Annotated in this window: 18 protein-coding genes and 1 pseudogene; 9 read left to right on the top strand and 10 right to left on the bottom strand. The window is 70.3% G+C overall.

The window, feature by feature from the left end:
* Positions 1–21: 21 nt before the first annotated feature.
* Positions 22–738, top strand: coding sequence for an FCD domain-containing protein (locus BLR05_RS21940; RefSeq protein WP_092838986.1), 717 nt, complete (start codon positions 22–24; stop codon positions 736–738).
* 44 nt (positions 739–782) lie between these two features.
* Here the strand turns inward: BLR05_RS21940 and BLR05_RS21935 are convergent, their stop codons facing one another.
* Genes BLR05_RS21935 through BLR05_RS21925 form a run of 3 tightly spaced genes read right to left on the bottom strand, consistent with a single transcriptional unit; the run spans position 783 to position 3,963 of the window.
* Positions 783–1,775: a tripartite tricarboxylate transporter substrate binding protein gene (locus BLR05_RS21935; protein WP_092838928.1), complete on the bottom strand. Its 993-nt coding sequence runs from the start codon at positions 1,773–1,775 to the stop codon at positions 783–785.
* Positions 1,776–1,814: 39 nt separating this feature from the next.
* Entirely contained in the window at positions 1,815–2,963 is a 1,149-nt protein-coding gene (locus BLR05_RS21930) for a CaiB/BaiF CoA transferase family protein (RefSeq protein WP_092838926.1), read from the bottom strand.
* A gap of 49 nt (positions 2,964–3,012) precedes the next feature.
* Positions 3,013–3,963 (bottom strand): hydroxymethylglutaryl-CoA lyase, encoded by a 951-nt coding sequence (locus BLR05_RS21925; protein WP_092838923.1) that lies wholly within the window; start codon positions 3,961–3,963, stop codon positions 3,013–3,015.
* Positions 3,964–4,069: 106 nt separating this feature from the next.
* On the opposite strand from BLR05_RS21925, the gene BLR05_RS21920 reads away from it, so the two are divergent.
* Positions 4,070–5,002, top strand: a complete 933-nt coding sequence (locus tag BLR05_RS21920) for a LysR family transcriptional regulator (RefSeq protein WP_092838920.1) — start codon at positions 4,070–4,072, stop codon at positions 5,000–5,002.
* Here the strand turns inward: BLR05_RS21920 and BLR05_RS21915 are convergent.
* Together BLR05_RS21915 and BLR05_RS21910 are read right to left on the bottom strand one after the other, a co-directional pair.
* On the bottom strand, positions 4,995–5,408 hold the full coding sequence (locus BLR05_RS21915; RefSeq protein ID WP_092838917.1) for a MoaF-related domain-containing protein: 414 nt from the start codon (positions 5,406–5,408) through the stop codon (positions 4,995–4,997). The genes BLR05_RS21920 and BLR05_RS21915 overlap by 8 nt on opposite strands.
* A 65-nt stretch (positions 5,409–5,473) precedes the next feature.
* A complete protein-coding gene (locus BLR05_RS21910; RefSeq protein ID WP_092838914.1) occupies positions 5,474–6,313 on the bottom strand; it encodes an NmrA family NAD(P)-binding protein in 840 nt (279 codons plus the stop codon).
* 106 nt (positions 6,314–6,419) lie between these two features.
* Between BLR05_RS21910 and BLR05_RS21905 the strand changes: the two genes are divergently transcribed.
* On the top strand, positions 6,420–6,875 hold the full coding sequence (locus tag BLR05_RS21905) for a winged helix-turn-helix transcriptional regulator (RefSeq protein ID WP_092838911.1): 456 nt from the start codon (positions 6,420–6,422) through the stop codon (positions 6,873–6,875).
* Positions 6,876–6,879: 4 nt separating this feature from the next.
* On the opposite strand, the gene BLR05_RS21900 is transcribed toward BLR05_RS21905, so the two are convergent.
* Entirely contained in the window at positions 6,880–7,164 is a 285-nt protein-coding gene (locus BLR05_RS21900) for a S24 family peptidase (RefSeq protein WP_092838908.1), read from the bottom strand.
* A gap of 26 nt (positions 7,165–7,190) precedes the next feature.
* On the opposite strand from BLR05_RS21900, the pseudogene BLR05_RS21895 reads away from it, so the two are divergent.
* A pseudogene (locus BLR05_RS21895) lies at positions 7,191–7,754 on the top strand (ATP-binding cassette domain-containing protein); the annotation flags it as partial.
* 96 nt (positions 7,755–7,850) lie between these two features.
* Here the strand turns inward: BLR05_RS21895 and BLR05_RS21890 are convergent.
* The 4 genes from BLR05_RS21890 to BLR05_RS21875 all read right to left on the bottom strand — a co-directional run bounded on the left by BLR05_RS21890 (position 7,851) and on the right by BLR05_RS21875 (position 12,592).
* Positions 7,851–9,332: an NAD-dependent succinate-semialdehyde dehydrogenase gene (locus BLR05_RS21890; protein ID WP_092838905.1), complete on the bottom strand. Its 1,482-nt coding sequence runs from the start codon at positions 9,330–9,332 to the stop codon at positions 7,851–7,853.
* A 70-nt stretch (positions 9,333–9,402) separates the two neighbouring features.
* Positions 9,403–10,311 (bottom strand): SMP-30/gluconolactonase/LRE family protein, encoded by a 909-nt coding sequence (locus tag BLR05_RS21885; RefSeq protein ID WP_092838902.1) that lies wholly within the window; start codon positions 10,309–10,311, stop codon positions 9,403–9,405.
* A gap of 32 nt (positions 10,312–10,343) precedes the next feature.
* Complete coding sequence (locus BLR05_RS21880; protein ID WP_092838899.1) at positions 10,344–11,744, bottom strand: MmgE/PrpD family protein; 1,401 nt, start codon at positions 11,742–11,744, stop codon at positions 10,344–10,346.
* 32 nt (positions 11,745–11,776) lie between these two features.
* Complete coding sequence (locus tag BLR05_RS21875) at positions 11,777–12,592, bottom strand: IclR family transcriptional regulator (protein WP_092838896.1); 816 nt, start codon at positions 12,590–12,592, stop codon at positions 11,777–11,779.
* A gap of 128 nt (positions 12,593–12,720) precedes the next feature.
* On the opposite strand from BLR05_RS21875, the gene BLR05_RS21870 reads away from it, so the two are divergent.
* The 5 genes from BLR05_RS21870 to BLR05_RS21850 all read left to right on the top strand — a co-directional run bounded on the left by BLR05_RS21870 (position 12,721) and on the right by BLR05_RS21850 (position 18,610).
* The gene (locus BLR05_RS21870; protein WP_167361322.1) at positions 12,721–13,827 is read left to right on the top strand and encodes a mandelate racemase/muconate lactonizing enzyme family protein; all 1,107 of its coding nucleotides are present in this window, start codon (positions 12,721–12,723) and stop codon (positions 13,825–13,827) included.
* 12 nt (positions 13,828–13,839) lie between these two features.
* Positions 13,840–15,000 carry a 2-methylaconitate cis-trans isomerase PrpF family protein gene (locus BLR05_RS21865; RefSeq protein WP_092838890.1) on the top strand — a complete coding sequence of 387 codons (1,161 nt, stop codon included), beginning with the start codon at positions 13,840–13,842 and terminating at the stop codon, positions 14,998–15,000.
* A 138-nt stretch (positions 15,001–15,138) separates the two neighbouring features.
* Positions 15,139–16,116 (top strand): Bug family tripartite tricarboxylate transporter substrate binding protein, encoded by a 978-nt coding sequence (locus tag BLR05_RS21860; protein ID WP_092838888.1) that lies wholly within the window; start codon positions 15,139–15,141, stop codon positions 16,114–16,116.
* Positions 16,117–16,136: 20 nt separating this feature from the next.
* Positions 16,137–17,210, top strand: coding sequence for an Ldh family oxidoreductase (locus BLR05_RS21855; protein WP_092838885.1), 1,074 nt, complete (start codon positions 16,137–16,139; stop codon positions 17,208–17,210).
* The gene (locus BLR05_RS21850) at positions 17,207–18,610 is read left to right on the top strand and encodes an MmgE/PrpD family protein (protein ID WP_092838882.1); all 1,404 of its coding nucleotides are present in this window, start codon (positions 17,207–17,209) and stop codon (positions 18,608–18,610) included. Before BLR05_RS21855 ends, BLR05_RS21850 begins: the two co-directional genes overlap by 4 nt.
* Positions 18,611–18,614 lie beyond the last annotated feature (4 nt).

The following is an 18,614-nucleotide window of genomic DNA, read 5'->3' as shown; positions in this document are numbered from 1 at the left end:
CCCAGCTTGCCCCACACGCCCATGCCCCCCGAATCGACCGAATCCGCTGCCGCTGCCGTTGTGGCACCCCCATTGCTCGACGTCCGCGAGGCGATGCGGGAGGACATCCTGGGCTGCACCCTTAAGCCGGGCCAGCGGCTCAAGATCGAGGACCTGCGCAAGCGCTACGAAGCCAGCGTGGGCACGCTGCGCGAGGCGCTGGTGCAGCTGGTGTCCGAAGGCCTGGTGCAGGCCGAGGTCAACCGCGGCTTCGCGGTCGCGCCGGTCTCGGTGGCCGACCTCATGGACATCACCGAGCTGCGCGTGGACCTGGAATGCAAGGCGCTCGGCGGCGCCATGCAGGAAGGCGACGACGATTGGGAGGCCCGCATCCTCGGGGCCTTCCACGTCATGCGCAAGATGGAGCCGACGCTGCGCGGCGGCGCGCTGCAGGATCCGGCGCGCATGCGCGAATGGGCCGAGCGCCACCGGCGCTTCCACGATGCGCTGGTGTCGGCCTGCCCGTCCGCATGGGTGTTGAGGTTCCGCCAGACGCTGTTCGACCAGGCGCGCCGCTACCGCGCGCTGTCGATGCGACACAGCACAGTGCCGGGCCGGCTGGACCAGCATCAGGCGCTGATGGACGCGGTGATGAACCGCGACGCGGTCCGCGCCTTTGAGTTGGCCGAATTGCATATCCGCGATACCACGCGCAACGTGCTCGAACAGTTGCGCACCGGCGAATCCGCGGCCGGATGACGGCAGGCAGCACCGGCCCTGCAGCGGGCTGGTGCTGCCTGCCGTCATTCGATGACTACGCCGGCTTTGGCGACCAGCCGGCCGTAGCGCTCCTGCTCCGACTTGAGGAACTGTGCGGCCGCCTCGGGAGAATTCAGGATCAGGAAGTCGTCGCGTTTGGCGAAGCCGGCCTTGACCTCGGGTTCGTTGAAGGCCGCGGCGAAGGCGTCGTGCAGGCGCCTGGCCTGCACGGGCGGCAGTCCCTTGGGCGCGATGAGGGCGAACCAGCCGGCCACGTCCACGGCCGGGAAGCCCTGCTCCGCGATCGTGGGCACGTCGGGCAGCGACGGCGCCCGCGACTTGCCCATCACGCCGATGGCGCGCAGCGTGCCCGAGCGGACCTGGCCCTGCACCGCGGCGATGGCAGCCGCGCCCATCTCGACCTGGCCGGCCATGATGTCGGTGATCATCGGGCCCATGCCCTTGTACGGGATGTGGCGGGCCTTGGCACCGGCCTCGTCGAGGTAGAGCTCGGCGGCCAGCTGGATGATGGTGCCGTTGCCCGACGACGCGTAGTTGAGCTCGCCCGGGCGGGACTTCAGCAGCGCCTGCAGTTCCTTGGCCGTCTTGGCCGGCACCTTCGGATTGACCACGAGCACGAACGGCGAGCCGCCGATCACGGTGATCGGCGTGATGTCGTGCAGGCTGTCGTACGGCAGCTTCTTGAAGACGCTGGGGTTGACCGCATGGTTGTTCGACACGATCGCGACGGTGTTGCCGTCCGGCGCCGCCTTGATGAGGGTCTGCGTGCCGGTGATGCCGCCGGCGCCCGGCAGGTTCTCGATGACCACGGCCTGGCCGCCGAGCGCCTTGGTCAGCGCGGTCTGGGCCGAGCGCGTGATCACGTCCACGCCCGAGCCGGCGCCCACCGGCAGGATGACCCGAAGCGGCGCGCCGCCCTGGGCATGGGCGCTGCCGGCGAAACCGGCGCCGAGCGTGGTGGTGGCTGCTGCGGCCGCGGCCATCAGGGCGCGGCGGGTGACGGTCCATTGCTTCATCGTTTGTCTCCTCGGTTGGAATGTCGGAAGGCGGGCAACTCAGGCGCCCCGGTGGCGCAGCGGGCCGAGAATCTCCTCGTCGTGCTCGCCGGCGCGGGGCAGCGGCAGCCGCACGCCCGGGCGATGGCCGTTGAGCGTGAGCGGCAGCAACACCACGTCGGTCGTCCCGCCGTCGTCGGTCGTCATCTGCGCCAGCCCGCCGCTTGCGCGCAGGTGCGGGTCCTCGACCAACTGGTCGGGCCGGGTGATGGGGGCATACGGAATGCCGGCGGCCTCGAGCTGCGGCCCGAGCCCGGCGATGGTGTGGCTGGCCAGGATGCCGCCGAGCTCCTCGAGCAGCTGCGGGCGTACCGCGACGCGGGCTGCGTTGTCGGCGTATTCGGTACGGTCGAGCAGGTCGGCGCGGCCCAGCACGCGGCACAGCGTGGCGAACTGCTTGTCGCTGACCGCGCCGATGAAGAGCTGCTCGCCGCCCGATAGCGTGAACACGTCGTACACGCTCCATGCCGACACGCGCGAGGGCATCGGCGGCGGCGACTCGCCGGTCATCTGGAACTGCTGCATGTGCTGCGACGACAGGAACACGCAGTTCTCGAACAGCGCGCTCTGCACCTCCTGCCCGCGGCCGGTGCGCTCGCGTTCGCGCAGCGCGGCCAGCACACCGATGGCGCCGAACATGCCGCCCATGATGTCGTTCACGCTGGTGCCCGCACGCAGCGGCCGGCCGGCCGGGCCGGTCATGTACGACAGGCCACCCATCATCTGCACCACCTCGTCGAGCGCCAGGCGTTTTTCGTACGGCCCGGGCAGAAAGCCCTTGTGGCTCACGTAGATGAGGCCCGGTGCGCGCTTCGACAGCGTGGCGTAGTCCAGCCCCAGCTCCTGCATGAGCCCGGGGCGGAAGTTCTCCAGCACGATGTCGCACTGCGTCGCCAGGTCGGCGGCGGTGGCACGGCCCTCAGGCGTGCTGATGTCGATCACCACGCTCTTCTTGTTGCGGTTGAAACTGCGGAAGAAGCCGATGCCCAGGCCCGGCAGCCTGCGCGTCTTGTCGCCGCCAGGCGGCTCGACCTTGATGACCTCGGCGCCGAGGTCGGCCAGGATCATCCCGCAGGTGGGGCCCATGACCATGTGGGTGAATTCGACGACGCGCAGGCCGGCGAGCGGGAGGTTGTTCTCTGTTGTCATGGCAGATGAGGAAGGAGGGAGGATGCAGCGCGGGCGGCGCGGCTGGGACTCAGGCGTGGGCGGCCGCGGCCGGATAGGTCTTGGGCAGGCCGGCGCGCCAGAGCGCGCCGTGCGTGGGCTCACCTTCGAGCCAGCCGGTTACCTTGGCCCGCAGGCGCAGCAGCGCGGCCAGGTCCAGGCCGGTGTCCAGGCCCATCGCGCCGAGCATGAAGGCGAGGTCTTCGGTGGCCGCATTGCCGCTGGCCCCCGGCGCATGCGGGCAGCCGCCGATGCCGGCGAGCGATGCGTCGAAGCGGGCCACGCCCTGCAGCAGCGCCGCATGCACGTTGGCCAGCGCCAGGCCGCGGGTGTCGTGGAAATGGCCGCACCAGAAGCGCTCGCCGGCGAGCTTCAGCGCCTTCTCGAACAGGCGGCTCACCGAAGCCGGGTCCGCATAGCCGACGGTGTCGGCCAGGCTCACCCGGTCGGCGCCGGCGTCGAGCAGCGCCTGCATCAGGCGCAGCACCTCGGACTCCTTGACCTCGCCCTGGATGGTGCAGCCGAAGGCCGTGCCGACGCCGCCCTCGATCAGCGCCTTGCGGCCCGAGGCGTCGCGCGCGGCCCGCATGCGGCCCACGTCGGCCACGACCTCGTCCGGCGTCTTGCGCAGGTTGGCCAGGCTGTGCTCGTGGCTGGCCGACAACGGCACCAGCAGCAGGTCCACGTCCGATTCGAGCGCGTTCTCGGCACCGCGCAGGTTGGGCACCAGGGCCGAGACGAAAAGGCCCGGCAGCGTCTTGGCGAAGGCCGCCAGCTCGGCGGTGTCGGCCAGCTGCGGGAGCAGCCGCGCCGGCACGTACGAGCCGACCTCGATCTCACGCTGGCCTGCGTCGTAGGCGTCCTGGATCCATTCGATCTTGCGCTGCGTGGGCAGCACGGTCTGGATGCTCTGGAGGCCGTCGCGCAGGCCCACTTCGCGAACAACGAACTTGCCGGCGGGCGGCTGCGAAAAAGAACTCATCGTGTCTCCGGTTCGGGGATTTCGCCGGAATTTAGTGTTTCCCGTCCAAGCTCTGAAGCGATAATTTTTCGGTAATTCGTTTCGATCCCGGAAAGTCACTCCTGCCATGCGAGACATCGATCTCACCTCCCTACGGTTGTTCGTCGCGGTCTGCCAGCACCGCAACCTCGCGCGTGCCGGCGAGCAGGAGCACATCAGTACCTCGGCCGTCAGCAAGCGCATCGCGCAACTGGAAGCACAGATCGGCGCGCCGCTCTTCGAGCGTCACCGGCGCGGCGTAGTGCTGACCTCGGCTGCGGAGGTGCTGCTCGACCATGCGCGCTCGATGCTGGCCAGCGTCGACCGCATCGCACGCGACATGGGGGCCTACCGGCATGGTGTGAAGGGGCAGGTGCGGATGCTGGCCTCGGTGTCGTCGATCACCGAATCGTTGCCAGACGACATCGCGGCCTTTCTGCAGAAACCGGAGAACACGCAGATGCGCGTGGACATCGAGGAGCGCACCAGCACCGACCTCGTGCGTGCGATCCGCGACGGCATCGCACCGCTGGGCATCTGCTGGGATGCGGCCGACCTGGACGGGCTGACGACGCAGCCCTACCGGCGCGACCGGCTGGCGGTGGCCGTCCATCCCGGCCATCCGCTGGCGGCGCTGCCGCAGTGCAGCTTCGCCCAGACGCTCGATTACGAGCACGTAGGCCTGCCCATGACGACGGCCGTCTACAGCACGCTTGGGCGGGCTGCTGCGCTGGCCGGCAAGCCGCTGCACTACCGGGCGGTGGTGTCGACCTTCGATGCAGCGCTGCGCTGCGTGCGCGCGGGCCTGGGCGTGGCCGTGGTGCCGCAGGAGATCTCGGCACCCTGGCTGGGCGGGGGCGCCGTCAAAGTCGTCACGCTGGCCGAGCCCTGGGCCAGCCGGCGCTTCTGCCTGTGCTACCGGGTCTTCGACGACCTGTCGCCGGCCGCGCAGAAGCTCGCGCTGCACCTAGCGAGCCTGTCCGGCACGGACGGCGACGACGCGGACGCGTCCCCTACTTGATCTCGACCAGCGTGCCCTTGCGGCGCGAGGCGCTGCCATCCGGCAGGAAGATGTTGGTGTAGGCCACGCCGTTGCGGAAGTCGTCCACGTGGACCACGTGCTGGCCGGCGCGACGCGACCAGTAGATCATGTAGACGTCATTGCCCACCGGCGTGACAGTGATGGCGACCGTGGCAGTGTTCTTGCCGTCGGGCGAGGTGAAGACCATCTCGCGCGGCGACTTGAAGTCGAGGCGGAACTTCTGGTCGCCGAAGTCGACGTTGTACGACTTGCCGGTCGCCACGAATTCGGCGTCGGAGGCAAGCGGGACCACGTGCGGATCGACCGGTGCCTGGGCCCACGAGACGGACGAGATCAGGGCCGCGCCGGCGACGACGAAGCGGGCGAGTTGCGATGGGAAGTTCATGTTTTCCTTGGAGGTTGAGGGGAAGGGTGGGACCCGCCATTCGGAGCGGGAGGGATGCGCGAGGATCACGCGCCCAGCTGGGCCGCGTGGTCCCGGGCGTAGGTCTGCAGGCTGCGCGGCGCCTGGCCGGTCAGGGTGGCGACCGCATCGGTGATGCGGGCGGTCCAGCCTTCGCGGACGGGATGGAAGATCGACGCGAGGAACGCTGCATAGCCGCGAGGGACTCCGCTGCCGGCCAGGAGTTCAATGAATGCGTCATCGTCGATGGGCGAATAGTCGACCGCCCGGCCGATGGCCTGCGAAAGAATCGCCGCGGCATCGCCATAGCCCAGCGCCTCGGGCCCGGTGAGGTCGAAGGCTTGGCCGTCGAACGCATCGCTCGTCAGCACGGTGGCGGCGCTGGCCGCGATGTCGCGCGCGTCGATGAAGCTGGAGCGGCCCTGCGCCGCTGGCAGCGCGATCCGGCCGTGGACGATGCCGGCCTGCCAGAACGTGTGGAAGTTGTCGGCGAACCAGTTGGGTCGCAGGATCACGTGCGGCGTACCCGAACGCTCGAGCGCCAGCTCCACCTGCCGGTAGGGGATGGCATCGTCGGCGTCCACGCCGAAGACGCTCTGCAGCACCACTTTGACGCGGCGCGCGGCCAGCGCGTCGATGATCGGCGCCAGCAGCCCCTGCGCATCGACATAGCCCGTGGGCAGCATCACGTAGGCGCGCCGGATGCCGTCGAACGCGGCCGCATGGGTGGCTGCATCGGCATGGTCGAACGCCACGCCGCGGGCACCCTCCACGGCCGCGCCCGAGCGGCTTGCCGCCCGCACCGCCTCGCCGCGCGCCAGCAGCGCCTGCACCAGCGGACGGCCGACGTTGCCGCCGGCGCCCAGGACCAGAATCTCTTCGGACATCGCCTTCTCCTAGTATGAAAAAGAAACTAGGTATATTCTCGGACGCCCCGCCGCTGCGCGAAAGAGCGCACCTCGGCGTAACCAGGTATCCCCGAAGAAACCTTCCATGCCCGCGCGCAAGAAACCCGCCGTCCCCGCCGACCGCCCCTACGACGTCTACGAAGAACGCTGCCCCACGCGCCAGGTGCTGGAGCGGCTGGCCGACAAGTGGGTGCTGCTGATCCTCGACCGGCTCGAAAGCGGCCCGGCCCGCTTCAACGGCTTGAAGCGCGACATCCGCAGCGTGACGCAGAAGGTGCTCACGCAGTCGCTGCGCCGGCTGGAGCGCGACGGCCTGATCGTGCGGACGGTGTACGCAACGACGCCGGTGACGGTGGAATACGCGCTGACCACATTGGGCGGCACGTTGACGCAGACCGTGTCGGCCTTTGCCCACTGGGCCGAGCACAACATGGACGCCGTGCTGGCCGCCCAGGCGGCCTACGACACCGCGGCGGCCCAGCCCGCCGCGCAGCCGGCGCACGTGCGGTCGGTACGCGGCGGGAAGGTGGTGGCGGCCTAGTTCGTCAGAACAGGCTGCCGCGCCAGACGACGCGGCCGATCACGTCGACGTCGGCGTGCCGCACCTCGACCGGCTTGAACACTGCGTTGTCGTTGATCAGGCGCAGCCGGCCGCCGAGGTCGTTCTGCACGCGCTTGATGATCACGCCGCCCTCGACGCGCAGCGCGTAGACGTCGCCGTCCACGATGTCTTTGCGGGTCACGTTGACCAGCACCGTGTCGCCGTCGGCAATGGTCGGCTCCATGCTGCTGCCCGCTATGTAGAGGCCGGCGAGCTGGCCCGCCTCCATGCCGTGCTTGCTGAGCGGGCAACACCACGCTGCTGCGCGCGCTCGGCGGGCTCGACCGCATCGACAGCGGCATGCTGGCGGCGCCAGCGGCCGTGGCCACCGTGTTCAGGAGCCGCGCCTCATGCCGTGGAAGCGGGTGTGGCCCAACGTGGCGCTCGGCGTGCGCGGGCCGCGCGCGCGAGCGGGCGCTGCAGGCGCTCGACGAAATGGGCCTGAGCCACCGCACCTATCCCTGGCCGGCCACGCTCTCGGGCGGCGAGGCGCAGCGCGCGGCGCTGGCCCGCGGCCTGGTGCGCGAGCCGCAACTCTTTTTGCTCGACGAGCCCTTCGCCTCGCTCGATGCGCTCACTCGCATCCGCATGCACGCGCTGCTGCTGAACCTGCGGCGCGAGTACCGGCCGGCGGTGCTGCTGGTCACGCACGACGTGGACGAGGCCATCCTGCTGGCCGACCGGGTGCTGGTGCTGGCCCGGGGCCGCATCGCGGCCGACCTGCCGGTGTCCGGGCCGCGTCCGCGCCGGCAGGGCGATGCGGCGTTCATCGCGCTGCGCCAGCAGCTGCTGGGGCTGCTCGGGGCGGCCGAGGACTGAGCCGACGCGGCTGCGGCCGTTGTAATACTCCCACCACTGCACCCGACGGGAGAAGGTCAGTACAGCGCCTGCGTCATCATACTGATTAGAGTATTTTTAGTTCGAAATGTCGCCGAGGCAGAGGTACTTGATCTCCACGTACTCGTCGATGCCGTGGCGCGAGCCCTCGCGGCCCAGGCCCGACTGCTTCACGCCGCCGAACGGCACGTGCTCGGACGCGATCACGCCGGCGTTGATGCCGACCATGCCGTACTCCAGCGCCTCCGCCACGCGGAAGATGCGGCCCACGTCGCGGCTGTAGAAGTAGCTGGCCAGCCCGAACTCGGTGGCGTTGGCCGCATCGATGGCCTCCTGCTCGGTCGTGAAGCGGAACACCGGCGCGAACGGGCCAAAGGTTTCCTCGCGGGCGCAGAGCATGTCGGGCGTGGCGCCGGCCACGACCGTGGGCTCGAAGAACTGGCCACCGAGCTGGCTGCCGCCGGCCACGAGCTTCGCGCCCTTGGCCAGCGCGTCGTCGAGGTGGCGCTGCACCTTCTCGACGGCTGCCGGTTCGATCAGCGGCCCCTGCATCACGCCTGCGTCGAAGCCGTTGCCCACCTTCAGCGCCTTCACCGCAGTGGCGAACTTCTCGACGAAGGCGTCGAACACGCCGTCCTGGACATAGATGCGGTTGGCGCAAACACAGGTCTGGCCGGCGTTGCGGTATTTGCTGGCGATGGCGCCCTCGACGGCCGAATCCAGGTCGGCATCGTCGAACACGATGAAGGGCGCATTGCCGCCGAGCTCCAGCGCCAGCTTCTTGACCGTGGGCGCGCTCTGCGCCATCAGGATGCGGCCCACCTCGGTGCTGCCGGTGAAGCTCAGATGCCGCACCACGTCGCTCGCGCACAGGGTCCGGCCCACGGCAATCGAGTTCTGCGCATCGGCCGTGACCACGTTGAGCACGCCCGCCGGAATGCCTGCGCGCACTGCCAGTTCGGCCGCAGCCAGGGCAGTCAGTGGCGTCAGCTCCGCCGGCTTGATGACCACCGGGTTGCCCGCAGCCAACGCCGGCGCCACCTTGCGCGTGATCATCGCCAGCGGAAAGTTCCACGGCGTGATGGCAGCGCACACGCCCACCGGCTGGCGCAGCACCAGCAGGCGGCGGTTGTTGTCGAACTGCGGCAGCGCTTCGCCATTGATGCGCTTGGCCTCTTCGGCAAACCATTCGACGAAGCTCGCGGCATAGGCCACCTCGCCCCGGGCCTCGGAAAACGGCTTGCCCTGCTCGGCGGTCAGGATGCGGCCCAGGTCATTCTGGTGCTCAATCAGCAGGCCGAACCACTTCAGCAGGATGGCGTGGCGCTCCTTGGCTGTCTTGCCGCGCCACGCGGGCCAGGCGGCGTTGGCAGCAGCGATGGCGCGCTCGGCATCTGCGGCGCTCAGGTCGGGCACGTCGGCCAGCTTCGCGCCGGTGGCCGGGTCGTGGACGGCGAAGCGGGAGTTGCCGGCGACCCAAGCGCCGCCGATGAGGGCGTCGGTCTTCAGCAGGCTCGGGTCCAAGAGCTGGGCGAGGGGGGAGGCGGTGGTGGTGGTCATGCGGTGGGTTCTTGGTGAGGCAGTAAGCGGGGAAGAAGCATGGATGGGCGGCGGGGCAGGGCGCCTGCCCTCAGGCCGGCCGCGGCAGGGGCCAGCCCCGCCGGCCGGTGCGGGCCTGGTAGAGGTGGCCGTCGTAGGTCGTCAGGTAGAAGGTGGACAGGTCGGCGCCGCCGAAGCAGCAGTTGGTCGGTATGTCCACCGGCGAGGGATGGGTCTCAAGCACGCGCCCCTGCGGCGTCATCACCTGGATCAGCGGCCCGGGCCCGGCCCTGGACCAGCCGGTGCAGGCCACGATGTTGCCTTCGGCATCCAGGCACATGCCGTCGATGCCGCGGTGGACGTCGCGGTGGTCCTCGCCCCACGTGAAGAGCACGGCATGAGGGCCGAGCCTGCCATCGTCTGCGATCGGGTAGGCCCGCAGTTCCCGCGCGGTGCCGCGGGCGAAGCCGCTCTCGGCCACGTAGAGCGTACGTTCGTCGGCCGACAGCAGGATGCCGTTGGGCTTGGTCAGGCCGCCGGCGACGCGCACCGTGCGGTAGCTGCCGTCGGGCTGCGGGTCAGCGCGCAGCACCGAGCAGTGGTCCAGCGCCTGCACCGCGCCGGGCTCCAGGTTGGCCGGGTTCCACGGGTCGGTGAACCAGATGCGGCCCTGGGCATCGATGGCCAGGTCGTTGGGCGTGTTGAGGCGGCGGCCGTCGAGCCGGTCGCTGACGACGGTGTCGGTGCCGTCGCGCTCGAACCGCACGATGGCCCGCCGGCCGGAGCTGCAGCCGTAGAGCCGGCCCTGCGCATCCACGGCCATGCCATTGGTGTTGCCGGTTCCTTCGCGCCACACGCCGATGCGGCCGCTGGCGGTGTCGAGCCGCAGGATGCGGCTAGCGCGGATGTGGGTGAACAGCAGGGCGTCGCCGGTCCACACCGGGCCCTCTGTCAGCAGCGGGCCGTCAGGCGCGCGCAGCAGTTCGAACGTCCATTCCATGATGGCGGGTCTCCTTCGGGGGGCGACGCGGCTCAGCGGGCCAGCGGCGCGAGCAGCGCGGACACATCGGCGCAGCGCGGCAGGTCGCGCAGGCGGTCGAACACGGCCAGTGCGGCTTCGGTGTTGAAGCCGCCGAAGCCGGCGCAGTCGGCGAACTTGTCGCGCAGATCGCTCCAGTTCAGCGGCCGCTGCGGATGGCCTGGCGGGCGTTCCATGCGCTGCAGCGCATGGCGGCCGTCCTCGGTCCAGAGTTCGACCTCGACGAAGCCGCGGCCGCCGGCGGTGCGCCGGTCGAAGTCGGGATCGTCGCCGCGGCAGCGCGGATCCTCGCGGGCGTCGATGCGCTCCAGCAGCCGGGCTATCTCCGGCCGCCGCACGGCCGCATCGCCGAAGCTCGCGAGGCCGTAGACGCCGTCCTGCAGGCCGGCCGCGAGCACGTAGGGCAGGCTGAACTTGGCCTCCAGCCCGGTCGCCGGGCGCGGATGGATCGCGCCCTGCATGCCGCCGGGCGGCATGCGGCATTGCAGCCGACGCACCGCGCGGGCGTCGGTGATTCCCAGCTGCGCCCGCAGGTCGAGCACGGCCTGCATCGGCCGCTGGAGCGCGTTGTAGCAGGCGAACTTGCGCAGGCTCACGCCGGGCGCATGCACGGCCCAGGCCTGGCCCCAGTCGTCGAGCGTCGCCTCTCCGCGACAGCTCGCGACGCCATACGCATCGGCGAAGCCGGCCGGGCCTTCGATGGCATCGGGCGCGGCGCCCAGGCCCGATGCGGCCAGGCGCACCGCCTCGACTGCGCAGCGAGCGGCCCAGCCGCTGTGCAGCGGCTTGGCCAGGGTGCCGAAGTTGCGCCGCAGGCCCGCGGCCATCGAGGCGCCGATGCCGAGTGCTGCCTGCACCAAAGCCGCCGGCAGCCGCAGCAGGCGCGCATACGCGGCCAGCGCAGCGAACAGGCCCAGCGTGCCGCTGGCGTGGAAGCCCTGGTCGTAGTGGGCGAGCGTCATCAGCCGGCCCATGCGCGCGCCGGCCTCTAAGCCGACGACGTGGGCCTCGATCAGCGCCTGGCCGCTCACCGGCGCCTCGGCCGCGGCGGCCAGTGCCACGCCCAGCACCAACACGCTCGGATGCGCTGGCATGGCCGAGAGCACGTCGTCGAAGTCGAGCGCCGCGCCGAGGCCCGCATGGGCCAGCGCCGCCAGGGCCGGAGGCAGGCGCAGCGGCGAGCCGAGCACCGGTGCCGCACCGCTGCCGCCCTCGGCCTGCAGGTAGCGCCAGAGCGGCGCGGCCAGCTCGCTGCCGGCGCCGCCGAGCGTGACGCCCAGCGCGTCGGCCAGGATGCGGCAGGAGGCCTCGGCCACCGGCGGCGGCAGCGGGGCGGGCAGGGGCGCGGCGATGCGCTCGGCCAGCGCACGGGTGAAGGGCGTAGGGGCGGTCATGGCTGACTCGTCTAGGTTCTCTTTTCTCTCTCTCAGCGGAGCGTGAAGCGCGAGCCGGCCACCTGTGGCAGCCGGGCCTCGATCTCGCGCACCGCATGCTCGAGGAAGGCGACTGCCTCGGCCACGCGCTGGCCTTCGAGCCGCGAACTCACGCTGGAGACGCTGATGGCCGCGACCGGCCGCAGCTCCTTGTCGCGGATGCACATGGCCACCGAGCTCACGCCCACGGTCTCGACCACGTCGGTGTGCGCATAGCCCTGGCGCCGCGTGGTGGCGATGCGCTGGCGCAGCACGTCGGGCGTAATGCGCGGGTACTTCTCGCTCATGCGCGAGGCGTTGGCCATGCAGATGCGCGCAACCTCGTCGTCGCCCAGCGCGCTCAGCATCGACAGATTGCCGCAGCCCACGGTGAGCGGCCGGCGGCGGCCAGGTTCCAGCACGAAGGCTTTGATCGGATAGCCGCCGTCCTTGCGGTCCAAGCACACGCCGTCGAAGCCGGCGCGCTCGCTGATGAAGACCGTGTCGCCGGTCTGCTCGGCCACCGCCAGCAGGAAGGGCTGGGCGATGTCGCGCAGCTGCACCGTGGGCGCGGCGGTCAGCCCCAGCTCGTAGACCGAGTGGCCCAGGTAGTAGCGCTTGCTCTTGTGGTCCTGCATCACGAGTCCCTCAGCGGCCAGGCCCTGCAGGATGCGGTGTACGGTCGAGCGCTCCAGCTCCGCGTCGCGGCACAGGTCCATCAGCCGCGCGCCCTGGCGGTTGCGCGCGCCCAGCAGGCGCAGCAGCGTGGCGATGCGGCGGATGATCTGGGTGCCCGGAACGTCGGCAGAAGCGGATGGAATGTTTCCCATTGGGTGGAACCAAAAATCTCTGCCAGGGATTTAACCCGAGGATCGTTAGGAATACAGTCTTTTCGATGCGAACGGCGTTCCACCTTGTGAACTTCGCACACACCGCAGGACACGTCCAAGGAGACCAAATGATCATCGAGAAGATTGAGGCGATCCCGTTCCGGATTCCTCTGAAGAAGGCCTCACGCTGGGGCGCGCACGGCAAACGGGATGCACAGGACCACGTGCTGATCCGCGTGACTTCCGAGTCCGGCAAGGTCGGCACCGCCGAAGCGCCGGCCCGGCCCACCATCTATGGCGAGACGCAGCGCTCCATCGTGCACATCGTGCGCGACACGCTCGCGCCGATGCTCAAGGGCGTCGATGCGCTGGACGTGCAGGGCTACCAGGCCAAGCTGGCCGCGATCCCGTGGAATCCGACCGCCAAGGCGGCGGTCGACACGGCGATGCACGACGTGGCTGCGCAGGAGCTGGGCGTAAACCTGGCGCGCCACCTGGGCGGACAGCTGCGGCCGGTCGAGGTGAGCTGGATGCTGAGCCTGAACTTTGCCGATGACGCCGAGTTCGTGCGCGAGGCCACCGACGTGCGCGACCGCTACGGCATCCGCGCCTTCAAGGTCAAGGCCGGCTCCGACCCGGCGGGCGACATCCGCCGCATGAAGCTGCTGCGCGAGGCGCTGGGCGACGATGCGCTGCTCTTCATCGACGCTAACCAGCTGTACGCGCCCGATGTGGCCATCCGCACCATCCGCGCGATGGAGCCCTACAACCTGGCGATGGCCGAGGAGCCGGTGGCCATCGGCCTGGGCCAGTGGCGCAAGAAGGTGGCCGACGCTGTGGCCACGCCGCTGCTGGCCGACGACAGCGTTTTCTCGCTGACCGACGTGCGGCGCGAACTGCAGGATGGCGCCATCGGCGTCATGGGCATCAAGATCGCCCGCACCGGCATGTACGAGTCAACCCGCATCGTGCATGCGGCCGAGGCCTACGGCCTGCCGTGCTGGATCGGCTCGCAGGGCGTCTCGGGGATCGGCGCAGTGGCCAGCGCGCACTTCGCCGCCGCCTTCCGCTCGGTCAGCTATCCGGCCGACCTGTCCACGCCGCTCAAGCAGGAGGACGACCTGCTGGCCCGGCCCATCGACATCCGCGAGGGCCGGCTGCACGTGGCCGACGTGCCGGGCATCGGCGCCGAGGTGGACGAGGACAAGCTGGCCAAGTACCGGCTGGACTGGTAAGGAGACGCACCCATGCTGCAGAAAGCCCGGGCCGAGGCCCGCCGCCTGGCGCACCAGCGCGCCGTTCCCTGCGTGGTGATGCGCGGCGGCACCAGCCGCGGCATCTACTTCCACGAATCCGACCTGCCCACCGATGCCAAGGAGCGCGAGAGCGTGCTGCTCCAGGTGCTGGGCAGCCCCGACCCGCGCCAGATCGACGGCCTGGGCGGTGCCGACAACCTGACCAGCAAGATCGTCATCGTGCAGCGCAGCGAGCGCGCAGATGCCGACGTGGACTACACCTTCGGCCAGGTCGGGATCGACCTGCCCTACGTCTCCTATTCGGCCAACTGCGGCAACCTGTCGGCTGGCGTCGGCACCTTCGCGATCGAGGAAGGCCTGGTCGCGCCGGTGTACCCCGAGACACGGGTGCGCATCTTCAACACCAACACCCGGCAGCTGCTGGTGGCCTACGTGCCGGTGGCCGAGGACGGCACGCCGAGCGCCAGCGGCGAATACGCCATCGCCGGCGTGCCCGGCACGGCCGCGGAGATCCGGCTGGACTTCGCCGCCACTAGCGGCGCGAGCACCGGAAAGATCCTGCCGAGCGGCAATGCGTCGGACATGCTGTTCATCCCCGAGCTGGGCCGCGAGATCGAGGTGTCGATCGTCGACGTGGCCAAGGCCACGTGCTACTTCCATGCCCGCGACCTCGGCATTGCCGGAACCGAAGGCCCCGAGGCCTTCACGCCCGAGCTGTTGGACCTCTTCTGGGCGGTGCGCAACGCGGCCGCAGCCCACGTGGGCCTCGCGCCCGAGTCGCGGCTGCCGCACCCTGTTGCGGTGGCGGCCCCGGCCGACTATGTGGACTTCATGACCAAGCAGACCGTGCCGGCCTCGGAGGTGAGCTTCGTGGCTCGCCGCGTCGGCGGCCCGCCGCCGCGCCTGCACCGCGCCTTCGCGGCCACCGGCGCCGTCTGCACCGCCGTTGCGGCCAACCTGCCGGGCACCGTGGTCCACCAGGTGGCGCGCCACTTCGGCGACGGCGTGGTCCGCATCGGCCACCCGACCGGCGTGTTTCCGGTGCGCATCGAGATGGCGCCCGACGGCGAGGTCCGGGAGGCCTCGTACTCGCGCACCGCGCGGCGGATCATGGACGGCATCGCCTACGTGCGCACGCCGCCCGCCGGCTAGGCCGCCTGCGCCCCCGGCGCCGCCCCCTCTCGCCATCCTCCCCGGCGTGCCAGTGCGGCACGCCCGGGCGGAGCCTTGCCTTCGACAGAACAACGACACATCCCAAAAGACGTATCCCGCATCTCACCGGAGACCGCCATGAAATCGCTTCTCAAGCTCACCGTGTCCACCCTTGTCCTGGCCGCTGCGGCCGGCACTGCCTTCGCCCAGGGCCACGGCTCCTATCCCGACCGGCCGATCCGCTTGGTCGTTCCCTACCCGCCGGGCGGCGGCAACGACACCGTCTCGCGCGCCGTTGGCCAGAAGATCAGCGAAGCGCTCGGCCAGCCGGTCATCGTCGACAACAAGGCCGGTGCCAACGGCCTGATCGCCGGCGAATACGTGGCCAAGGCCGGGCCCGACGGCTATACGCTGATGATGGCCAACGTCGGCAGCCACGGCATCAATTCGTCGCTGTACAAGAAGATGCCCTACGACGCGGTGAACGACTTCGTGCCGGTCTCGCTCGTCGGCACTTCGCCGAACGTGCTGGTGGTCCACCCCTCGCTGAAGGTCAAGAGCGTCAAGGAGCTGGTGGCCTATGCCAAGGCCCATCCGGGCAAGGTGACCTACGGCTCCAACGGCGCAGGCAGCTCGCAGCAGCTGGCCGGCGCCATGTTCGCCAACGCCTTCGGGCTGGACATGGTGCACGTGCCCTACCGCGGCACCGGCCCGATGATGACCGACCTCCTGGGCGGGCAGACCAGCATGAGCTTCGGCAACATCATCGCCGTTGCGCCCTACATCAAGTCGGGACAGCTGGTGCCGCTGGCCGTGTCCACCCCCAAGCGCTCGGTGCTGCTGCCGGAGCTGCCGACCATCGCCGAATCCTCGCCCGGCTTCGACGCGACCGTCTGGTGGGGCATCGTGGCCTCCAAGGGCACGCCGGCGCCGGTGGCCGACCTGCTGAGCCGCACGATCCGCAAGGCCCTCGAATCGCCCGAGATCCGCGCCCAGCTGGCCAGCGCCGGCGCCGAGCCACGGGGCTCCACGCCGACCGAGTTCAAGGGCTTCATCCAGAGCGAGCTCAAGAAGTGGGGCCAGGTGGTCAAGGACACCGGCGCCACGGCCGACTGACGGCGGATGCGAGCGACTCCATGAGCATCTCTACCCCCACGCCGCCGGCCGCCGAGGACAAGGTCCGCTTGGCTGTCGCCGATGGCCGCGCACTCGCAGAGGCGGTGCTGCGCAACCACGGCTACAGCGCCGGCGAGGCCGAGACCATCGCCGACCACGTGATCGACGCGGCGCTGTGCGGCTACGAGTATTCCGGCCTGCCCAAGATCCTGAACATCCTCGAGAAGTCCAAGGCTGGCCGGCCGCGCACGCCGCTCAAGGCGCTGCACGAGACACCGGTGTCGGTGCTGCTGGACGGCGGCAACACCACCGGCATGCTGGCCATGCGGCAGGCCACCGACATCGCCATCGGCAAGGCGCAGGCGCTCGGCGTCGCGGTGGTCGGCATGACAAACAGCTGGACCAGCGGCCGCGGCGCCTACTATGTGGAGCGCATCGCGCGCGCCGGCCTGATCGGCATCCACACGGTGAGCTCGGCGCGCCACGTAGCGCCGCCCGGCGGCATCGCGCGCATGTTGGGCACCAACCCGCTGTCGTTCGGCTTCCCGATCGACGGCGAGCCGCTGGTGATCGACCTGGGCACGGCGGCCTTCATGTCCACCGAGCTCGCGCTGCGCGAACGCACCGGCGAGCCGCTGCCGGCTGGCGTGGCCATCGACAGCGAGGGCCGGCCCACCACCGATCCGCACGTGGCCCGCGCCGGGGCGCTGCTGCCGTTCGGCGGCCACAAGGGCTTCGCCCTGGCGCTGGCGGTGCAGGCGCTCGGCGTATTCGCCGGCTCCGGCTTCAACGCCGACAAGGACTACGGCTACCTGCTGCTGGCGATGAAGCCCGATCTGCTGCTGCCGCTGGAGACCTTCCGCAACCAGCTGCGCGAGGAGATCGAGCGCATCCGCGCCACGCCGCGCCAGCCCGGCGTGGACGCCATCCGCATCCCGTCCGAGCGCGCCGTAGAACTGCGCCGCCGGCACCAGGCCAGCGGCATTGCGCTGGACCGCACCGTCTTCGACGCGCTGCGTGCGCTGGCCCCGGCCTGCGCCGTCGCGCCGCTGCCCGCAGCGTCCCCAACGAACCACTCCGCACCGCAACCATGACAGGTCTCACCGAACACGTCGCGCGCTTCATCCAGCAGGCGCGCTCCGACCAATTCCCCGCCGACGCGCTGGACAAGGCCAAGAAGGTCATCGTCGACACCTTCGCTGTCATCCTCTCCGGCGCCGACAGCGAGGTGGAGGAGCCGCTGCTGAAGTACCTGGCGCTCGACGGCGCCGAGCCGGCCGACGGCACACCCATCCTGGGCACCCGCCACCGCGCGAGCGCCGAGGTGTCGGCGCTCATCAACGGCACCTTCGGCCATGCGCTGGACTTCGACGACGTGCTGTCGATGATGCCGGCGCACCCGAGCGCCATCATCGTGGCCGCGCTGATCGCCGACCTGCGCGGCCATCCGCTCGACGGCGCCCGCTTCATCGAAGCCTACGTGGTCGGCATCGAGGCCGGCGCGCGCATTGCGCAGGGCATCACCGTAGGCCATTACCAGCGCGGCTTCCACGGCACCGGCACGCTCGGCACCTTCTCGGCCGTGGCCGCGCTCTGCAAGGCCTGGGGACTGGACGTGGAGTCCACCCGCACCGCCTTCGGCATCGCGGCCTCGATGGCCAGTGGCCTGCGCCGCAACTTCGGCACCATGACCAAGCCGCTGCACACCGGCCTGGCCGCACGCAATGCGCTGGCGGCGGTGCGCATGGCCTGCTGCGGCTTCACCGCCGCACCGGACGTGCTGGAAGCCAAGTCCGGCTTCTATGCGGCGCTCGGCGTGGCCCAGTCCGATCCGCAGGTAGCCATCAACGAGCTGGACCAGGACGCCTGGGTCATCTCGGAGCCGGGCATTGCGCTCAAGAAGTTCGCCTGCTGCTATGCCTCGCACCGCGCGATGGACGGCGTGCTGCGCTTGCGCGATGAGCTCGGCGTGACCGATGCCGCCCAGGTGGCTCGCATCACCTGCCGCATGCCGCCCGGCGGCATGCTGGTACTGACCTATCCGCGTCCGGTGACCGGACTCGAGGGCAAGTTCAGCCTGCCGTATCCGCTGGCCGCCGGCCTGCTCGACGGGGCCTACACCCTGGCCACGTTCACCGACGCGGCCGTGCGGCGCCCGGAGATCGCGGCGCTCTACGACCGCATCGACGCCTTCGAGGACGAGGCCTGCCGCGACACCGAGGACGCGATCTACGACACCCGCAGCTCCGGCAGCCGCGGCTGGGTCATCGTCGAGATGGAGCGGGTGGACGGCCGCAAGGCCACGCTGCGCATCGACAAGGCCCCGGGCCATCCCTCGCGCGAGCTGACCTGGGACGACATGTCCGCCAAGTTCGAGGACTGCGCCACCGCGGCCCGGCTGCCCGAGGCCCAGGCCCGCGCCGCCTACGGCGAGCTGCGCGCGCTCGAGGAATGCCCGGACGTGGCTGCGCTGGTCCGGCGCCTGCACCACTGAGGAG

This window comes from Paracidovorax cattleyae (assembly GCF_900104515.1).
Classification (GTDB): domain Bacteria; phylum Pseudomonadota; class Gammaproteobacteria; order Burkholderiales; family Burkholderiaceae_C; genus Paracidovorax; species Paracidovorax cattleyae.
Note: the sequence above shows the minus strand (reverse complement) of the source record. Positions and strands in the feature narration are given on the sequence as shown.

Coding starts and splice junctions, on each gene's coding strand:
- BLR05_RS21940 (WP_092838986.1), top strand. CDS start 22: ATGCCCCCCGAATCGACCGAATCCGCTGCCGCTGCCGTTGTGGCACCC.
- BLR05_RS21935 (WP_092838928.1), bottom strand. CDS start 1,775: ATGAAGCAATGGACCGTCACCCGCCGCGCCCTGATGGCCGCGGCCGCA.
- BLR05_RS21930 (WP_092838926.1), bottom strand. CDS start 2,963: ATGACAACAGAGAACAACCTCCCGCTCGCCGGCCTGCGCGTCGTCGAA.
- BLR05_RS21925 (WP_092838923.1), bottom strand. CDS start 3,963: ATGAGTTCTTTTTCGCAGCCGCCCGCCGGCAAGTTCGTTGTTCGCGAA.
- BLR05_RS21920 (WP_092838920.1), top strand. CDS start 4,070: ATGCGAGACATCGATCTCACCTCCCTACGGTTGTTCGTCGCGGTCTGC.
- BLR05_RS21915 (WP_092838917.1), bottom strand. CDS start 5,408: ATGAACTTCCCATCGCAACTCGCCCGCTTCGTCGTCGCCGGCGCGGCC.
- BLR05_RS21910 (WP_092838914.1), bottom strand. CDS start 6,313: ATGTCCGAAGAGATTCTGGTCCTGGGCGCCGGCGGCAACGTCGGCCGT.
- BLR05_RS21905 (WP_092838911.1), top strand. CDS start 6,420: ATGCCCGCGCGCAAGAAACCCGCCGTCCCCGCCGACCGCCCCTACGAC.
- BLR05_RS21900 (WP_092838908.1), bottom strand. CDS start 7,164: ATGGAGGCGGGCCAGCTCGCCGGCCTCTACATAGCGGGCAGCAGCATG.
- BLR05_RS21890 (WP_092838905.1), bottom strand. CDS start 9,332: ATGACCACCACCACCGCCTCCCCCCTCGCCCAGCTCTTGGACCCGAGC.
- BLR05_RS21885 (WP_092838902.1), bottom strand. CDS start 10,311: ATGGAATGGACGTTCGAACTGCTGCGCGCGCCTGACGGCCCGCTGCTG.
- BLR05_RS21880 (WP_092838899.1), bottom strand. CDS start 11,744: ATGACCGCCCCTACGCCCTTCACCCGTGCGCTGGCCGAGCGCATCGCC.
- BLR05_RS21875 (WP_092838896.1), bottom strand. CDS start 12,592: ATGGGAAACATTCCATCCGCTTCTGCCGACGTTCCGGGCACCCAGATC.
- BLR05_RS21870 (WP_167361322.1), top strand. CDS start 12,721: ATGATCATCGAGAAGATTGAGGCGATCCCGTTCCGGATTCCTCTGAAG.
- BLR05_RS21865 (WP_092838890.1), top strand. CDS start 13,840: ATGCTGCAGAAAGCCCGGGCCGAGGCCCGCCGCCTGGCGCACCAGCGC.
- BLR05_RS21860 (WP_092838888.1), top strand. CDS start 15,139: ATGAAATCGCTTCTCAAGCTCACCGTGTCCACCCTTGTCCTGGCCGCT.
- BLR05_RS21855 (WP_092838885.1), top strand. CDS start 16,137: ATGAGCATCTCTACCCCCACGCCGCCGGCCGCCGAGGACAAGGTCCGC.
- BLR05_RS21850 (WP_092838882.1), top strand. CDS start 17,207: ATGACAGGTCTCACCGAACACGTCGCGCGCTTCATCCAGCAGGCGCGC.